Below are 16452 nucleotides of genomic sequence, written 5' to 3'. Positions count from 1 at the left end.
TTTCTCCAGTGGGGTTGGGCGTCAAGGCCAGCGGCGGAAGATCAACGAGGTGTTGACCCCGCCAAAGGCAAAGTTGTTGTTCATCACGAATTCGTGGCTCATGGCCCGGAAACCGCCCTGCAGGTAGTCCAGCTCGCCGCAGCGCGGGTCGATCCGGTCCAGGTTGCAGGTGTGCACGTACAGGTCGCGGTTGAGCATCTCGATGCTGAACCAGGATTCCAGGGCCCCGCAGGCGCCCAGGGTGTGGCCGAGAAAACTCTTCTGCGAACTGATGGGCATGCGGCTGCCGAACAGGCTGTGGGTGGCCAGGGTCTCGGCGATGTCGCCCTGCTCGGTGGCGGTGCCATGGCCGTTGACGTAGCCGATGGCCGCCGGGTCCAGCATCGCATCTTCCAGCGCCAGCTCCATGGCCCGGCGCATGGTGCTCTGCTCGGGACGGGTGGTGTGCTGGCCGTCGGCGTTGCTGCCGAAACCGACGATTTCCGCGTGAATGCGCGCGCCACGGGCCAGGGCGTGTTCCAGCTCTTCGAGCACCAGCATGCCGCCGCCTTCACCGATCACCAGGCCGTCGCGGTCGGTGTCGTAGGGCCGGGGGCTGGTGTGGGGCGCATCGTTTTTCAGGCTGGTGGCATAGAGCGCGTCGAACACCATGGCCTCGGTGGGGCACAGCTCTTCGGCGCCGCCGGCGAGCATCAGCGGCAGGCGCCCGAACTTGATCGCTTCATAGGCGTAGCCGATGCCCTGGCTGCCGCTGGTGCAGGCGCTGGAGGTGGGAATCAGGCGTCCGGTGAGGCCGAAGAAGATGCTGATATTGGCCGCGGTGGTGTGGGGCATCATGCGCACGTAGGAGTTGGCGTTGAGCCCCTCGGCCACCGAGTTCAGCAGCATGTTGCCGAAAGCCTTGATCTCGTCGGTGCTGCCGGTGGAGGAGCCACAGGCCACGCCCATGCGCCCGTCCTTGATCGACGGGTCGCCCAGCAGTCCGGCGTCGGCCAGGGCCTGCTCGGCGGCGCCCACGGCCAGCCGCGAAACCCGGCCCATGCTGCGCAGTTGCTTGCGGGTCCAGTGGCCAGGCACCTGGAAGTCATCGATGGGGCCGGCCAGGCGGGTGTTGAGCTCGCTGAAGCGGTCCCATTCATCCATGCGCCGGATGCCGCTGCGGTTGGCGGCGAAGCGCTCGGCGATGCTGGCCCAGTCGCTGCCCAGGGAGGTGATGCCGGCCATGCCGGTGACAACCACGCGTTTCATCAGCACAGGCCCCCGTTCACCGCCAGCACCTGGCGGGTGATGTAGGCGGCCTCGGCGGACATCAGGAAGTTCACCGCGCCGGCGACTTCTTCCGGGGTGCCCATGCGCTGGGCGGGGATCATCTTCATCAGCTCGTCCACCGGCACGTTCTCATCGAGCATGGCGGTGTCGATCAGCCCCGGGGCCACGCAGTTGACGGTGATCTTGCGCTTGCCCAGCTCGATGGCCAGGGCCTTGGCGGCGCCGATCAGGCCGGCCTTGGAGGCGCTGTAGTTGACCTGGCCGCGGTTGCCGATCAGCCCCGACACCGAGGTGATGCAGACAATGCGCCCGGCGGCGCGGCGGCGGATCATCGGCATCATCACCGGGTGCAGGACGTTGTAGAAACCGTCGAGGTTGGTGCGCAGCACCTGGTCCCAGTCGTCTTCGCTGAGGGCCGGGAAGGCGCCGTCGCGGGTCAGCCCGGCGTTGAGCACCACGCCGTAATAGGCGCCATGGGTTTCGACGTCGGCTTCCAGCGCGGCCTTGCAGGCCGCTCGCTCCGACACGTCGAATTGCAGGATGCGGGCGCTACGGCCCAGGGCTTCGATCTCGCCCTTGACGGCTTCGGCTTCGCTGCGGCCACTGCGGCAGTGCAGCACCAGGTCATAGCCAGCCTGGGCCAGGCGCAAGGCGATGGCGCGGCCGATGCCACGGCTGGAGCCGGTGACCAGTACGGAGTCAGTCATGAGGGAGTTCCTGTAGAAGAGGCAGGTGTTTCATGCAGATAGTCGGCGGCCTGGGGCGGACGGTACACGTTCAGGCGTGCCGTGGCGGCAATGCCGGGGCCGCTGAGGTGGCATTCGAACACGCCCATGCCGTTGTCGTCTTCGAGGGAGCGCAGGGCGTGGATCTCCAGCAGGCTGTCGACCGGGAAGTGCTCGACATTGCATTCGAACTTGCGGCTGCCCAGCAGAAAGCCCAGCTCCACCGGCAGGCCTTGCTGGCGCGCACGACAGCCGGCGTAGGCGGCCACGCTCTGGGCCATCAGTTCGATGCCGACCCAGGCCGGCAGGCTGCCGTCGGGGCGGTTGAACAGGCCGCCGGGGCGAACCTGGAGGCGGGTACGGATCTGTTCTTCATCAAAGGCCAGGACCTGATCGATGAGGATCATGTCCCCGGCGTGGGGCAGCAGTTCGGCGAGCGGCCAATCGATCATGGGGCGTCTCCGATTATCAGGCTGACGTTGTTGCCACCGAAGGCGAAGGAATTGCTCATCAGGTGGCGCGGTGCATGCGCCGCCAGCCGGTCGGCCGGGGTGACCCAGCGCAGGGGCGGCAGGGCCGGGTCGGCCTCGGCGTCCCAGACATGGGGCGGCAGCGCCCGGTCGGGGTTGTCGGCGCTCAGGGCCAGCCAGCAGAACGCCGCTTCCAGGGCTCCGGCGGCGCCCAGGGTGTGGCCGCTCATGGGCTTGGTCGAGGAACAGGGCAGGCCCTCGGGGAACAGCTGGGCCACCGCCAGGCTTTCCATGGCGTCGTTGTGCTGGGTGGCGGTGCCGTGCAGGTTCAGGTAGTCGATCTGCCGTGGCTGCAGGCCGGCGCCGCGCAGCGCCAGGCGCATGGCCTGCAAGGCGCCACGGCCATCGGGAGCCGGGGCGGAAATATGGTAGGCATCGGAGCTGGCGCCACCGCCGAGCAGGGCGATGGGAGCTTCGCCGCAGGCCTCCCGGCTCATCAGGAACAGCGCCGCCGCCTCGCCGATGTTGATCCCGTCACGGTTGCGCGAGAACGGATTGCAGCGCTGCGCGGACACCGCTTCCAGGGCGGTGAAGCCGTTCAGGGTGAGCTTGCACAGGCTGTCGACCCCGCCGCACAGCACGGCGTCGCACAGGCCCAGGTCGAGCAGGCGCCGGGCGCTGATCAGGGCCCGGGCGCTGGAGGTGCAGGCGGTGGAAATCACATAGGCCGGGCCGCAGAGTTGCAGCCAGTCGGCGAGGAAGTTCGCCGGGGCGCTGAGCTCCTGCTGGCGGTAGTCGTATTCGGCGGGAAACTGCCGGTCCTGCAGATAACGGGCAATGCCCCGGCTGGCTTCGTCGATCCCTGAGGTGCTGGTGCCCAGGACGATGCCGATGCGGCCCCGGCCGTAACGCTGGATCGCCTGGCGGATGTCGTCCTCGATCTGCAGCGTGGCCTCCAGCAACAGCTGGTTGTTGCGGCTGTTCTGCGCTTGCAGGCCGTCCGGCATGCTCGCCAGCGCACCACGAACCGCCGCCACCGGCAGGCTGCGCTCGGGCACCCAGTGGCTTTCTTCGCGCATGCCCGAGCAGTCGCCGGCAAACAGGCTGCGGGCGACTTCCCGGCGATTGCGGCCCAGGGCGCAGATCACCCCGAGGGCATTGAGGTAGGCCGTCATGGCGTGCTCCCGGTGCTCAGTGGGCTGATGTGGTAATGCGGGCCTTGAGGCAGGTTCAACTCGAAATCCAGAGGTTGTTGATAGTCAATCCGCCAGCGTGGGCCGAGGGTGCGTCGCGTGCCTTGCTCAAGGGCGCCGGGGTAGTTGGCCCGCAGTTCGGCCGCGGGGGTGAGGGCGAACAGCAGGGCGGCGAACAGCTCCCGGGCCTCCGGGTTGGGCGGCAGCAGACCGTCGGCCTGCCACTGGCCAGCCACCAGGCGCTGACGGGCCTGGGGAATGCCCAGCGGGTCCATCAGCGACCAGCGCAGGTCCGGGCCTTCGGCCTGGATCACCAGCAGCCAGTCCTGGCGTTGTCCGTCGGCCTGGCGCTCTACATGCAGTTGCAATGGCAACGCCAGGGTAGGCATGCGCTCGGGCAGCGGCGCCTGACTGACGCAAGCGCTCAGCAACAGGACACACCCGAGCAACAGAGCGCGGATCATGCGCACCCACCTGCCCCGGCAACACTGGCATCCAGAGGCTTGCGCGCCACCACGTTGACCAGGGTTTCCTCGCGCTGGCCCACCGGCGGCGGCTGGCGCAGGCCGAGGCGTTCCAGCAGGCCGAAGTCCTTGGCGCGACTCCACCACAGGTAGGGATAAGACACGTTCTGCGGGCCGAATTCAAAGCCCTGCCGACGAATCATCTGCAAATATTCATCGGCACTTTTCTGCACCTGCATCGGATGGCGGAACAGCCAGCGGATCACCCAGGTATCGATGTAGGCCTCGGTGGATTCGGCGAACAGCAGGTAGCCCCCGGGCTTGAGCACCCGGTAGAACTCGGCCAGGGCCTTTTCCTGTTCCACCAGGTGATGGAAGGTCTGGTGGCAGAACAGCAGGTCGACGCTGGCGTCGGCCAGTTGCAGGCTCGCGCAGTCGCTGCCGATCAGTTCCACCGCGAACTCTTGGCGCCGGGCTTCTTCGGCGCTGAGCTTGAGGCTGTGGGGGTCGGCGTCGATACCGATCAGGCGCTGCGGGGCGAACACCCGACGCAGGTGCTGGAAGGATTTGCCCTGGCCGCAGCCGGCATCCAGCAGCACCGGATGGGCCGGCGGTTCGCCGTCGAACAGTGAACGCAGGTCGTTGATCGCCACCCGCAGCACATGGTGCTGCCAGGTGTGGCTGCGCAGGAACCAGAAGCCGAAGCGGGTTTCCTCGACGTAGCTGGGGCTCAGGTACTGGCCGCTTTGCTCGCTCATGCCACGTCCCTCGCGCAGACTTCCGACAGCGCCTTGAGCCGGCGCTTGGGCTCGCTGACGAAGGGGTTGCGCTCATCCCAGGCGTAACCGGCGAGGATCGAACTGATCATGCGGCGGATTTCCGGCGAACTGCCGGGGTGGTAGATCACGTCCTGGAAGCTGCCGGCGTACCAGCCCTCGACGTAGCAGCGGAAGGTATCGACGCCACGCTTGAGCGGTGCGGCGAACTCGCTCGCCCAGTCGACGCTTTCGCCCTGCAACTGCCGGTGCAGCACGGCGGCGGCCATGCTCGACGAGCGCATGGCGATGGTCACCCCGGAGGAGAACACCGGGTCGAGGAACTCCGCGGCATTGCCCAGCAGGGCGAAGCCCGGGCCGTGCAGGGTGCTGACGTTGGCCGAGTAGCCGCCGATGGTCCGCGCCGGGGTGTCCCACTCGGCGTTTTCCAGGACCCTGGCCAGGCTCGGGGTTTCGTTGATGAAGCCGCGCAGGCAGGCGTCCAGGTCGCCATCACGTCCGGCGAAGTGTTCATCGGCGGCCACCACGCCCACCGAGCAGCGGCCGTTGCTGAAGGGGATGCTCCAGAACCAGATGTCGCGGTGCTCCGGGTGGGTGGTGATGAGGATCTTGTTGCGGTCGAAATGCTCGCAGTCGATGCGGTCTTCGACATGGGTGAATACCGCCCGGCGTACCGGGAAGTTCGACGGCGCTTCCAGCTCCAGCAGGCGCGGCAGCACCCGGCCGTAGCCGCTGGCGTCGAGGATGAAGTCCGCTTCGATGCGGTACTGGCTGCCGTCCTCGCGGCGGCAGTCGAGCTGCGGCAAGGGCCGCTCCACGTCCACTGCGATGATCTCCTCGCCGTAGCGGATCTCGACCCCTTGCAGCGCCGCCTGATCGGCCAGCAGCTTGTCGAAGTCGGCGCGCTGCACCTGGAAGGTGGTGGGCTTGCCACGGCTGAAGGTGTCGCCGAAATCGAAGGTGCTGTAGTGCTCGCCCCAGGCAAACGCCGCGCCATTTTTCAGCTGGAATCCGGCGGCCTGCACCGCCTCCAGCATCCCGGCTTCCTCGACGAAATCCAGGCAGTGGGACAGCAGGCTTTCGCCGATGGAGAAACGCGGGAAATGTTGCCGCTCGACGATCAGCACGTCATGGCCCTGGCGCTTGAGCAGCGCGGCCGCGATGGCCCCCGAGGGACCGGCACCGATCACCACGACCTGGCGACGTTGCATTTCAACTGTTGGCACTGGGGCTCCTTGCCGGTTTGGCGATGTTCAGATTCAAGGGGGCCGCGTGGGGCGCGGTCCGAGGTGTTCGGTGCATCCCGGCCAGGGCCGGCAGCAGGGTGGCGATCAGGCCCATGAGCATCAGCGCGAAGTACAGCGCCGGGCTGATCAGCTGTTGTTGCAGCAGCAGGTTGAGAAAGACGATCTCGCTCAAGCCGCGAATGTTCAGCAGCAGGCTTTCCCGCCAGCGGCTGGCGCCCTCGAAGGAGGCGCCGGCCCAGCCCAGGCCCAGCCAGTTGCCCAGCAGCTTGCTGGCAATCGGCAGCACCAGCAGCGCCGCCAGCTGCACCCAGCCGAGGCTGTCCATGGCGCTGTGCACATTGATCTGCACGATGCCGAACGTGAGGATCAGCGGGATGGCGACCAAGGTCTGCAAGCGGTGCATCCAGGCAGCCTGTAACGGCAGCACCAGCGGCAGCTTGAGGGCAGCCATGCACAGCAGGTAGCCGATGCCGAAGATCAGCGCATTGAGCTGGTAGTGCTCGGCCAGCACCAGCAGGCCGAAAAAGCCCAGGCTGTGCAGCAGCGGCTGGCGCAGGCCCAGGCCACGCAGTAGCAACGGCAGGCAGGCACCGGCCAGCGGCAGCAGCAGGCTGCTCAGGTGCAGGCTGCCCTGGGCCAGGGCGAACAGGCTCCAGCAGGTCAGGTCGATGAGGATCGCGGTCTGCACCAGGCGCCGGGTGGCGGCGGGCGGGTACTGGATGTGCCGCAGGTACAGGTACAGCACCGGGATCGCGGTGATGGCGAACAGCAAGCCCAGCGCCAGGGAGCTGATCCAGGGTTGCGCCGGCAGCAGCCACAGGGCCGTGGCCAGCCCGCAGGCGAAGGGAATGCCGAAGCTCGGCATGGCGATCTTCAGGCTCTGACGGTCCAGGCGCAGGTCGATCACGTCACTGAGGATGTGCCCCAGCAGCAGGGCGAAGCTCAGGCCGTAGAGGAACTTGAGCCATTGCGGGGAGACCAGCTGCGCGCCGCCCAGCTGCCAGTGGGGTTCGATCCACAGGAGCATCAGCAACGGCAGGCCGAAGGTCGCCAGCAGCAGTTGGCTGACAATCGGGATCAGGCCCAGACGCCGGCCGACGTGGGTGGCCAGGGCGAACAGCCCGAGGGCCAGCAGCCAGAACAGCAGGATCAGCATGGGCCGTGCTCCGCCTCGGGCAACGGGTGTGGCGTGTGGCCGGCCCAGGGCGCGAGGATAAAGCTGAAGGCCAGCCCCAGGCTCACCGCCAGGCCGAAGTTGCTCACCGCCGGGGTGCTGGAAATCGCCAGCAGGCCGAACGACAGCCAGGTGGTCAGGGCCGCCAGTAGGGTGCCCAGCAGGCTCACCGCGGCGCCACCGATCTGCTCGCGCATGAGGATCGCGTAGTCGACGCTGATGGCGGTCACCAGCAGCAGGCCGAACAGGCTGAACAGGGTCAGGGGCTGGCCCAGCCAGCCGAGGCTGGCCAGGCTGCACAGGGCCGCCAGCAGCGGCAGCGCCACCAGGCGCAAGGCGCCGCCCAAGCCGAAGGGCAGGATCAGCAGCAGCACGATCAGCGCGCAGGAGGCCAGCTTGAGTTCGGCGGCGCTGACCTGGGTCGCGGCGAACACCCGGTTCAGCTCATCGAGGCGATCCACCAGTTGCACCCCGGGCAGATCGTCGGCCTGGACCCGCAGCAGGGCGGCGTCGTTCAACCCTTGCAGGCTGACCATGGCCGCCACGCCGTCGGCATGGGGCCCCAGCCACAACGGGCGATAGGGTTCGGCCAGGGGGCCGTTTAGGGCGCTGTCGATATCGGTCAGCGGCAGTTCCTGCAGTTGCTGCAACTCGGCTTGCAACGCCTCCAAGGGCACGCCCAGGGCCAGCAGCGGCTGCCAGAATTGCGGCAATTGTCGGAGGGCGTCGCGGACCCGCTGCTGCTCCTGGGCCTGGCTGAGCAGTTGCTCCAGGGACAGGTAGCCCTTGAGCTTGCCCAGGTTCACCAGTTGCTGCAGGCGCTGGTCCAGGGCGCCCAGGCGTTGCAGCAATTGCTGCTGGTCGGCCGCGCGCACCAGGAAGAACTGGCTGGTGGGTTGATAGCCGGTGATCCGGGCAATGGCCTGGGCTTCTTGCAGCAGTTGCGGCGGCGCGCCGACCCACTGGCGAATGTCGTTCTTGCTTTCCAGTTGCCACAGGCCGCCGGCGCAGAACAGCGCCAACAGGGCCAGCAGCGCTGGGCTCGGCACGCGTTTGAGCAGCGCCTCACGCACGCTGAGCAAGGCCTCGGCGACCCGCAGCGGCCATTGCGCCGGACGCAACTCGACGCCCTTGAGCAGCGCTGGCAGCAGGCACACCGCCGACAGGTAGGCCCCCAGCAGGCCGGCGGCGGAGAACGCGGCGATCTGGGTCAGGGCCGGGAACGGGGTCCAGGCCAGGGCCAGGTAACCGATGCAACTGGTGATCAGGCTCAGGCTCAGTCCGGGCAGGGTCAGGCGCAGGGCCGGCCAGCTGCGCCAGGGGTTCAGGCTCCAGCTCTTGGACAGGTAATGCAGCGGGTAGTCGACGGCCACGCCGATCAGGCTCGACCCCAGCACCAGGGTCATCACGTGCATGTGGCCGAACAGGGCGACACAGGCCACCGCGCCAAACAGCATGCCCACCAGCACCGGGACGAAGGCCAGCAAGGCGCGCCAGCGGCGAAAGGCCAGGAGCAGCAGCAAGAGGATGCCCAGGGTCGCGCCACCGCCCACCCAGGTGATCTCGCGGCTGGCCTGCTGCTGGCCGTTGGCGGCGTACAGCAGGCCGCTGGCGGCCAGCAGCTGGACCTCGCCCTGGCTCGCCTGTTCGCGGCTGTGGCGCAGCAGCTCGGCCACTTGCAGCGGCAACTGCATGTCGAACGCGTTGCCGCGGGTATGGGCCCGCAGCAGCACCCATTGCCGGCCCTCGGCTTCGGCCACCAGGGCGCCGCTGGCGATATCCAGCTGCACCGCGCCGTGTTGTGGCTGGCTGTTCTGGATGCGTCCGCTCAGGCCCAGCCAGTCATCCTGGCTCGGCACCAGGGAGAAGCCGGCAAAGGGGTCGAACAGGCTTTGCACCCGCTGCTCGATGAACACCTGGGGCTGGTTGATCAACTGCTCGCGGTCCTTGGCCGCGAGCATCGCCAGGCGGCCTTGCAGCAACTGCTTGCGCAAGGCCGGCAGGTCGGCCTGGAGGTTCCACTGCACCTTGTCGAACAGCCCGCTGGCCTGCCACTGCTCGGCCAGTTGCCGGGCCATGTCCACCGCCTGCGGGCGCTCGGCGTGGCCCACCAGCACCAGGATTTCCCGGTTCAGCGGCTCCTGCATGCGTTGCTCGGCCTGCAGCTCCAGGGCGTCCGGGGCGGTGCCGGGGACCAGCTCCATGAGGTTGGCCGACAGCGGCGCGCCGTGGCGCCACTGCCAGGCACCCAGGGCCAGGACCGCCAGCAGCAGGATCAGGAAAGCCCGGGGCAGCCAGCGTTCACTCGGCAAAGTCATGTTGCTCCGCTTCGCTCAAGGGTTGGGCGCTGCTGCTGTCCTGCATGATCAGCAAGGTACGGTCGCCCTGGGCCTCCAGCAGTTCGATGCGTTGCACCAGGGCGCCGCCGTCGATGTTGATCTGGTTGAAGATCTGCTTCAGCAGCAGGGACCGGGGGATCAACTGCAGGTGCCAGTCCTCGGCGCTGCCTTGCAGCTTGAGCTCGAAGTCCCGTTGCAGGCCGCTGCTGTCGCCTTGCAGCACGGCGAGGAACAGGCGGTTCTGCTCGGCCCCGGCGCTCTTGCCCGGCAGCATCTGCCAGCCGCCGGCATCGCGCCGGGCAATGCCGGCGGCGGTGATGCGGTAGTCCTGCTGCAACGGGGTTTGCAGCAGCCACAGCAGGCCGTGATTTTTCGCCAGCACGAAGTGGCCCTTGCTGGTCAAAGGCTGGGGCAGGGCGCGCAGGTGTTTTTCCTGGATGAAGCGGCCGTGGATCACCTCCGGCCGCGACAGCTGATCGCTCAACTGTTGCAGATCGAAAGCCTGGGCCAGCCCCGGCACACACCACAGCACCAAAACCGTAGGAGCGAGCTTGCTCGCGAACCGCCGCACCATGGTGCTTAGCCTTGTGCAATGGGCAGATAGACCAACGATCTTCGCGAGCAAGCTCGCTCCTACCTTCATGGCAGGGCCCTGGCGACGGCGTCGGTGAACACCTTGGGCGAGGCCAGTTGCATTTCCCGGCTGGCGATCTCCACCGCCACCTGCACCGAGCTGGCGCGGGTCAGGCGCTCGCCGGTGGCCAGGTCGGTGATCAGGTAGTTGATCTTCAGGCGGTTCTCCCACTCCACCAGGCTGGCGCGCACGTTCAGGGTCTGGCCGAACACCGCGCCGCGCACGTAGCGCAGTTGCAGGTCGATCACCGGCCAGGCGTAGCCGGATTCGAGCATCTGGTTGTAGTTGTGGCCGAGCTTGTCCAGCAGGGCGCAGCGGGCGACTTCCAGGTACTTGACGTAATGCCCGTGCCAGACGACGTGCATGGTGTCGACGTCGAAGAACGGCACCAGCACCTGGGTGTCGGCGTGGATCACTCCCTTGCTACGCATGCAGCCTCCAGTGTTGTTCGGCGATACGTTGCAGGCACAGGCGCAGTTCGCGCTCCAGGGCGCGGTCCTCGATCACCGGTGGGAAGTCCGCGGCCAGTTGCTGGTGCATGGCCTCCAGGGCCGGCGGCAGCGGCCGCGCATCGGCTTCCTGGCGGCGCAGCCAGACGCCCTGGTTGGCCGCGAGCAAGGTGGCGGCGGCCACTTGCTCGGTCAGTTCCAGCACGCGGATGGCGTCGCGGGCGGCGATGGTGCCCATGCTCACCTTGTCCTGGTTGTGGCACTCGGTGGAACGGGAGAACACGCTGGCCGGCAGGGTGTTTTTCAGGGCTTCGGCGGTCCAGGCGCTGGCGCCGATCTGCACCGCCTTGAAGCCGTGGTTGAGCATGGCGCGTTCGGCGCTGGCGCCGGACAGGTTGCTCGGCAGGCCGTGGTTGTAGCGCACGTCCACCAGCAGCGCCAGTTGCCGGTCCAGCAGGTCGGCGACGTTGGCCACCAGGTTCTTCAGGCTGTCCATGGCGAAGGCGATGTGTCCGCCATAGAAGTGCCCGCCGTGCAGCACGCGTTCGGCTTCGGCGTCGATGATCGGGTTGTCGTTGGCGCTGTTGAGTTCGGTTTCGATGAAGCTGCGCAGCCAGTTCAGGCTGTCGGCCAGCACCCCCAGCACGTGGGGCGCGCAGCGCAGCGAGTAGCGGTCCTGCAGGCGGTGCAGGGGCGCGGTCGGTGCGTCGATGGCCAGGTCCTGGCGCAGCCAGGCGGCCACTTGCATCTGCCCCGGGTGCGGCTTGGCGGCGAACAGGCGTTCGTCGAAGTGCTCCGGGTTGCCTTGCAGGGCCACCACGTTGAGGGCGGTGATGCGGGTGGCCAGGTGCAGCAGGTAGTCGGCCCGGGCAAAGGCCAGGCAGGCCAGCCCGGTCATCACCGCGGTGCCATTCATCAGCGCCAGGGCTTCCTTGGGCCGCAGCACCAGGGGTTCCCAGCCCAGCTCGCGGTGCACGTCGGCGGACTCACGGCGCTCGCCGCGAAACAGCACTTCGCGTTCGCCGGACAGGGTCGCCGCCACGTAGGACAGCGGCGTCAGGTCGCCGCTGGCGCCCACCGAGCCTTCTTCCGGGATCAGCGGCAGGATGTCCTGGTCGAGGAAGGCCTGCAGGCGCTCCAGCAGCTCCACCCGGACCCCGGACACCCCGTGGCACAGCGACTGCAAGCGCGCCGCCAGCACCGCGCGGGTGGCCTGGGCGTCCAGCAGCTTGCCCAGGCCGCAACCGTGGAAGGTGTACAGATGACGGGGCAGGGCCTCGACGTGCTGCAGCGGCACCGCCACCACGCAGGAGTCGCCGTAGCCGGTGGTCACGCCATAGATCACCCCTTCCTTGTCCAGCAGGGAATCGAGGAACTGCGCGCCCTTGGCGATCCGCTGGCGCCAGGCGGCGTCGTCTTGCAGGCGGGTCGGCGCCTGGCGGTTGGCCAGGGCCAGCACGTCTTCGATGCGCAGGGGGTGTTCGCCGAAGGTTACCGGCTCATGGGTCGAGGTCGTCATCGGTCTTCCAGAATGGGTAAAAGTTGAACCATTGTTGCGGTGCCTGCAGGCAGTAGTGGCCCAGGCGCTCGGCGTAGCGGGCGGTCCATTGGGCGATCACCTGCTGGCGGTCGTTGCGTTTCCACTGCACGGCCTCGGCGAAGGGTTCGAGGGTCACCTGATAGCGGCCCTGCTGTTTCAGGCACAGCAGCAGGTTGACCGGGCACTTGAGCAGCCCGGCCAGCAGCCAGGGACCCTGGGGGAAGGCCGCCGGATGACCGAGGAAATCCACCCGCACATTGCGCCCGCCGTGCAGCGGCACGCGGTCGCCGGCAATCGCCAGCCACTCGCCGCGATCCAGGCGCTGGCTCAGTTGCAGCATGATCGCCGGGTCCAGCTCGCTGACCTGGATCAGCCGCAGGTGGCTGGCCCCGGCTTCGCCCAAAAGGCGGTTGAAGCGTTCGGCGTGCTTGGTGTGCACCAGCACGTTCATGGTCACCTGCTCCCCCAGCTCGGCCAGGGCCCGGCAGACTTCCAGGTTGCCCAGGTGCGCGCCCACCAGCATCTGCCCGCGCTCGCCGCGCAGCTGATGGCGCAGTTGCGCCGGGTCGATGATCTCGATCTGTTCGATGCGCAGCTTGCCGTTCCACACGTCGAGCTTGTCCAGCAGGGCATCGGCAAAGGCCATGAACTGAGCGAACACCCGCCAGTGGCTGGGGCGCAATTCGTCGCGCCCGCTCCATTGCGCCAGGCGCTGCTGGTACTGCCAGATGCTGCGCCGGGCGCTGCGGCCGAACACAAAGAAATAGAACACGATGACGTACAGCACCGGGCTCAGCAGGCGTCGTCCCAGGACCCGCACGCCGAAGGCGGTGAGCTTCATCAGCCAGAAGCTGCCGCGCTCCTGGTGCTCGGCCCAGTGTTCGTTGGGGGGCGTCTGGCTCATGGGCGCCACCGGCGCCAGAGGATCAGCGGCAGGCGCGCCAACATGCCGAAGAACAGCTTGGCGTGCATCTTCGAGATCAGCGCGTTGTCGTGGAACAGGCGAAAGTGCGACAGGCCGTCCTGGGGATAGTGCACCCGGGTCGGCAGCCAATGCATGGGCTGGTTGCGCCAGGACAGGCGCACCAGGATCTCCGGGTCGAAGTCCATGCGCCGGCCCAGTTGCACCGAGTCGATCAGGGCCAGTGCCGCGGGCAGGGGATAGACCCGGAAGCCGCACATGGAGTCCGGAATCTGCAGCGACAGGCTGTTGATCCAGACCCAGACGTGAGTCAGGTAGCGGGCGTACAGGCGACCCTTGGGCACGCTGGCGTCGTACTGTGGATAACCGCAGATCAGCGCCTGGGGATGGGCCCGGGAGCGCTGGATGAAGTTATCCACATCCGCCAGGTCGTGCTGGCCGTCGGCGTCCACTTGCAGGGCGTGGCTGAAGCCCAGCTGCGCGGCTTCACGCAGGCCGGCCATGACCGCACCGCCCTTGCCCTGGTTGATTGCCAGGCGGATCAGGAACACCTGCTCGCGCTCGGCCAGTTGTTCCAGTACCGCGGCACAGGCCGGGCTGCTGGCGTCGTCCACCAGCACGCAGGGCAGGCCCCGGGCCAGCAGCGCGTCGACCACGGCGGGCACGGCGGTTTCATGGTTGTAGACCGGAATGACGGCGCAGGGCTTATGCATGGACGCTGGCCCCTGCACGGCAGGAGCTGGCTGGCCAGCCAATCCCAGGTTCAACGCTCGGCAACTTATCCACAGCTGGCCTCCAGAACGATCCGCCCGCTGGAGCAGGGAGCGCCGTCGTTGAAGTAGGCGAAATACAGTTTCTGGCGCTGGGCATCGAAGCGCAGGTTCAGCTGGATGCGGTCGCCGGGGCGCACCAGTTGCTGGAACTTCAGCACTTCCATGCCGGCGAAGCGGCCCGGCAGTTCGAGCAGTTGCTGGCCCAGGGCCAGGGCCCAGTCCACTTGCACCACCCCCGGCAGCACCGGGGTGGCGGGGAAGTGCCCGCTGAAGTAGGCCAGGTCCGGCGGGATCGCCAGTTGCAGTCGCCATTCGTCGGCGTGCTGCACCTGCTCCAGCACCTCCGGCGCTTGCGGGCGCGGCGCCAGCAGCAGGGCCTGGACCTCGGCCTGGGGCAGCTTGCCCTGGTTGTTCAGCGGCAGTTGCCGCACCAGGCGCCAGCGTCGCGGCAGGGCCAGGGCTTCGCAGTGCCGGGACAGGTGCTGGCGCAGGGTCTGGGTCAATGTGCGTCGGCCCTGGTTGCGCAGGGCATGCAGGCCGGACTCGCTGAGCACCAGCAGGGCGCCGAGGTAGGCGCGGTTGTCTTCGACCACCCCCAGGCGTGCTTCCGCGACCCAGTCGTGGCTTTCCAGGGCCTGTTCCAGCATCGGCAGGGAGATGCGTTTTTCTTCCAGTTTGACGATGCGGTCCAGGCGGCCCAGCAGTTCGAAGCGCCCGTCTTCGGCAATGCGCGCGGCATCGGCCGTGTGTTCGATGTGCCCGGGCGGCAGGTAGGGCGAGGCAATCAGCAGCGCGCCGTCAGGGTCCTGGCTCAGGCGCACCTCGGCGAAGGGTTGCCACAGGCCCGGCCCCTGGCGCCAGGCGATACCGCCGGTTTCCGAGCTGCCGAGGATTTCCGTCGGCCATTGCCGCAGCCGTTGCTGCAGGCTGGCGGCGGCTTCGCTCGGCAGGGCGCCACCGGAGGAGAACACCCGCCGTACCGGGCTCAGGGCCGGCCAGTCGAGGTTGTCGCCCATGCGCTTGAGCAGCGCCGGGCTGGCTACCCAGGCGAAGGCCGGGCATTCGCGGCTGGCCCGTTGCAGGTCTTCGGGGAACGGCAACTGGCGACGCACGAAGGGGCGCCCGGCACACAGCGGCCAGAGCACGCGGAACAGCAGGCCGTAGATGTGCTGGGTGGCGACGCTGCCGATGATCCAGGCCGGGCCCAGGTCGGCGCCCCACAGGTGTTCCAGGGCGCTGACTTCGTTGGCCAGCTGGCGCAGGCTTTTTTCGATGCGCTTGGGCTCGCCGCTGGAGCCCGAGGTGCACAGGCTCAACAGGCAGGCATCCAGGTCCAGCTCGGCCGGTTCCAGGGGCTGGGCCTGCAACTGTTGCAGGGGCGTGTCCTGGTCGGTCAGCCACAGGTCGACGTCCGCCGCCCAGCGCTGGCGAGTCTGGGGCTGCAGGTCGGCGGGCAGCAGCACGCTGACCCCGGCGCGCCAGGCGCCGAGCAAGGCCACGGCCAGGTCCACGGCGTCTTCCAGGTGCAGCGCCAGGCGCTTCACGCCGCGCTGTTGCAGGGCGCCGGCCAGGCACAGGGCCTGTTCTTGCAGGCGTTGCAGGTCGATCTCGGGCTGGGCACTGACCACTCGCGGTGCTTGGGTCTTGAGCAACAGCCGCTCAAGGGCAATCCAGTTCATCTACGGCCTCTTACCCGTTGTCGTAAAAGCCATTCAATGGCAAACAGCAGACCCATCAGCCCATAGGCGATCAGGCCGTTGTACAACGTCCACCAGCTCAGCGGCGCCCACAGGGTCAGGGCCGCGGCGAGCACGCCGTTACAGAGGAAAAACACGCTCCAGGCGATGGTCACCTGGCGGGTATAACGTATGGCTTTTTCCGGCAGGTCCGGCTCGCCAAGGCGCGCCAGGCGTTCCGCTACCGGGGGGCCATATTTCAGGCTCAGGCCGAACAGGCCGAGCATGAAGCTGCTGATCAGCACCGGGTACCAGCGCAGCAGCGCCGGGTTGTCGAACCAGGCCAGCAGCAGGCAGAAGCCGATCGCCGCCAGGGCCATCCACAGGCTGCCGGGGCGGCGTTCGCCGGTCAGCGCCCGGGCCAGCCACAGGCCGCCCAGCAGCAGGCCGAACTGCCAGGGAGCGAAGTGCTCCATGCCGAAGTACACCGCGAAGGGGTAAAGCAGGCCGGCCAGCAACAAGCCCAGGCCGATCAGCCGGCTCATGCGGCCGGCTGGACCAGACGGTAGACCGCCTCGACCACATCGTTGACGGTGCGCACCGACTTGAATTCCTCGGCGGCGATTTTCTTGCCGGTCTGACGCTTGATGTGGTCGATCAGGTCGACGGCGTCGATGCTGTCGATTTCCAGGTCCTGGTAGAGGTTGGAGTCCAGGCTGATGCTCTCCGGTTCCAGTTCGAAAAGCTCGACCAGGGCATCGCGCAGGGTGTTGAAGATGTCGTCACGGGTTTGCATGGTCG

17 protein-coding genes are annotated in these 16452 nt (G+C 67.7%); all 17 read right to left on the bottom strand.

From position 1 onward, the window contains the following. Window positions 1–21 precede the first annotated feature (21 nt). Window positions 22–1248 (bottom strand): beta-ketoacyl-ACP synthase, encoded by a 1227-nt coding sequence (locus GWQ44_RS13930; RefSeq protein ID WP_047301207.1) that lies wholly within the window; start codon window positions 1246–1248, stop codon window positions 22–24. Beyond that, window positions 1248–1976: a 3-oxoacyl-ACP reductase FabG gene (fabG, locus tag GWQ44_RS13925; protein ID WP_275927577.1), complete on the bottom strand. Its 729-nt coding sequence runs from the start codon at window positions 1974–1976 to the stop codon at window positions 1248–1250. Before fabG ends, GWQ44_RS13930 begins: the two co-directional genes overlap by 1 nt. Continuing rightward, the gene (locus GWQ44_RS13920; RefSeq protein WP_199009128.1) at window positions 1973–2446 is read right to left on the bottom strand and encodes a hotdog family protein; all 474 of its coding nucleotides are present in this window, start codon (window positions 2444–2446) and stop codon (window positions 1973–1975) included. Before GWQ44_RS13920 ends, fabG begins: the two co-directional genes overlap by 4 nt. Then, window positions 2443–3639: a beta-ketoacyl-[acyl-carrier-protein] synthase family protein gene (locus GWQ44_RS13915; RefSeq protein ID WP_275927576.1), complete on the bottom strand. Its 1197-nt coding sequence runs from the start codon at window positions 3637–3639 to the stop codon at window positions 2443–2445. The genes GWQ44_RS13920 and GWQ44_RS13915 overlap by 4 nt, the downstream gene beginning before the upstream one ends. Next, window positions 3636–4121 carry a DUF3261 domain-containing protein gene (locus GWQ44_RS13910; RefSeq protein WP_179598554.1) on the bottom strand — a complete coding sequence of 162 codons (486 nt, stop codon included), beginning with the start codon at window positions 4119–4121 and terminating at the stop codon, window positions 3636–3638. The genes GWQ44_RS13915 and GWQ44_RS13910 overlap by 4 nt, the downstream gene beginning before the upstream one ends. Then, window positions 4118–4879: a class I SAM-dependent methyltransferase gene (locus GWQ44_RS13905; protein ID WP_016962642.1), complete on the bottom strand. Its 762-nt coding sequence runs from the start codon at window positions 4877–4879 to the stop codon at window positions 4118–4120. Before GWQ44_RS13905 ends, GWQ44_RS13910 begins: the two co-directional genes overlap by 4 nt. After that, window positions 4876–6123 carry an NAD(P)/FAD-dependent oxidoreductase gene (locus GWQ44_RS13900; protein WP_103742093.1) on the bottom strand — a complete coding sequence of 416 codons (1248 nt, stop codon included), beginning with the start codon at window positions 6121–6123 and terminating at the stop codon, window positions 4876–4878. Before GWQ44_RS13900 ends, GWQ44_RS13905 begins: the two co-directional genes overlap by 4 nt. After that, the gene (locus GWQ44_RS13895; protein WP_275927575.1) at window positions 6110–7300 is read right to left on the bottom strand and encodes a sodium:proton antiporter; all 1191 of its coding nucleotides are present in this window, start codon (window positions 7298–7300) and stop codon (window positions 6110–6112) included. Before GWQ44_RS13895 ends, GWQ44_RS13900 begins: the two co-directional genes overlap by 14 nt. Continuing rightward, the gene (locus GWQ44_RS13890) at window positions 7294–9636 is read right to left on the bottom strand and encodes a hypothetical protein (protein ID WP_275927574.1); all 2343 of its coding nucleotides are present in this window, start codon (window positions 9634–9636) and stop codon (window positions 7294–7296) included. The genes GWQ44_RS13895 and GWQ44_RS13890 overlap by 7 nt, the downstream gene beginning before the upstream one ends. Continuing rightward, window positions 9620–10300, bottom strand: a complete 681-nt coding sequence (locus GWQ44_RS13885; RefSeq protein ID WP_275927573.1) for an outer membrane lipoprotein carrier protein LolA — start codon at window positions 10298–10300, stop codon at window positions 9620–9622. The genes GWQ44_RS13890 and GWQ44_RS13885 overlap by 17 nt, the downstream gene beginning before the upstream one ends. Further along, window positions 10297–10722, bottom strand: coding sequence for an acyl-CoA thioesterase (locus tag GWQ44_RS13880; RefSeq protein ID WP_016962647.1), 426 nt, complete (start codon window positions 10720–10722; stop codon window positions 10297–10299). The genes GWQ44_RS13885 and GWQ44_RS13880 overlap by 4 nt, the downstream gene beginning before the upstream one ends. Continuing rightward, window positions 10715–12259, bottom strand: a complete 1545-nt coding sequence (locus GWQ44_RS13875) for an aromatic amino acid ammonia-lyase (RefSeq protein ID WP_016962648.1) — start codon at window positions 12257–12259, stop codon at window positions 10715–10717. Before GWQ44_RS13875 ends, GWQ44_RS13880 begins: the two co-directional genes overlap by 8 nt. Continuing rightward, window positions 12240–13184, bottom strand: a complete 945-nt coding sequence (locus GWQ44_RS13870) for a glycosyl transferase (RefSeq protein WP_047301229.1) — start codon at window positions 13182–13184, stop codon at window positions 12240–12242. The genes GWQ44_RS13875 and GWQ44_RS13870 overlap by 20 nt, the downstream gene beginning before the upstream one ends. Then, entirely contained in the window at window positions 13181–13915 is a 735-nt protein-coding gene (locus GWQ44_RS13865) for a glycosyltransferase family 2 protein (RefSeq protein ID WP_016962650.1), read from the bottom strand. The genes GWQ44_RS13870 and GWQ44_RS13865 overlap by 4 nt, the downstream gene beginning before the upstream one ends. Window positions 13916–13980: 65 nt before the next feature. Next, window positions 13981–15654, bottom strand: coding sequence for an acyl-CoA synthetase family protein (locus tag GWQ44_RS13860; protein ID WP_275927572.1), 1674 nt, complete (start codon window positions 15652–15654; stop codon window positions 13981–13983). After that, a complete protein-coding gene (locus tag GWQ44_RS13855) occupies window positions 15651–16196 on the bottom strand; it encodes a membrane protein (protein ID WP_047301233.1) in 546 nt (181 codons plus the stop codon). The genes GWQ44_RS13860 and GWQ44_RS13855 overlap by 4 nt, the downstream gene beginning before the upstream one ends. Next, on the bottom strand, window positions 16193–16447 hold the full coding sequence (locus tag GWQ44_RS13850; RefSeq protein WP_047301236.1) for an acyl carrier protein: 255 nt from the start codon (window positions 16445–16447) through the stop codon (window positions 16193–16195). The genes GWQ44_RS13855 and GWQ44_RS13850 overlap by 4 nt, the downstream gene beginning before the upstream one ends. Window positions 16448–16452 lie beyond the last annotated feature (5 nt).

Source organism: Pseudomonas sp. 3MA1, assembly GCF_029237275.1.
GTDB classification, from domain to species: Bacteria; Pseudomonadota; Gammaproteobacteria; order Pseudomonadales; family Pseudomonadaceae; genus Aquipseudomonas; species Aquipseudomonas fluorescens_AP.
The sequence above is the reverse complement of the archived record's forward strand: the minus strand, read 5'-3'. Positions and strand labels throughout refer to the sequence as shown.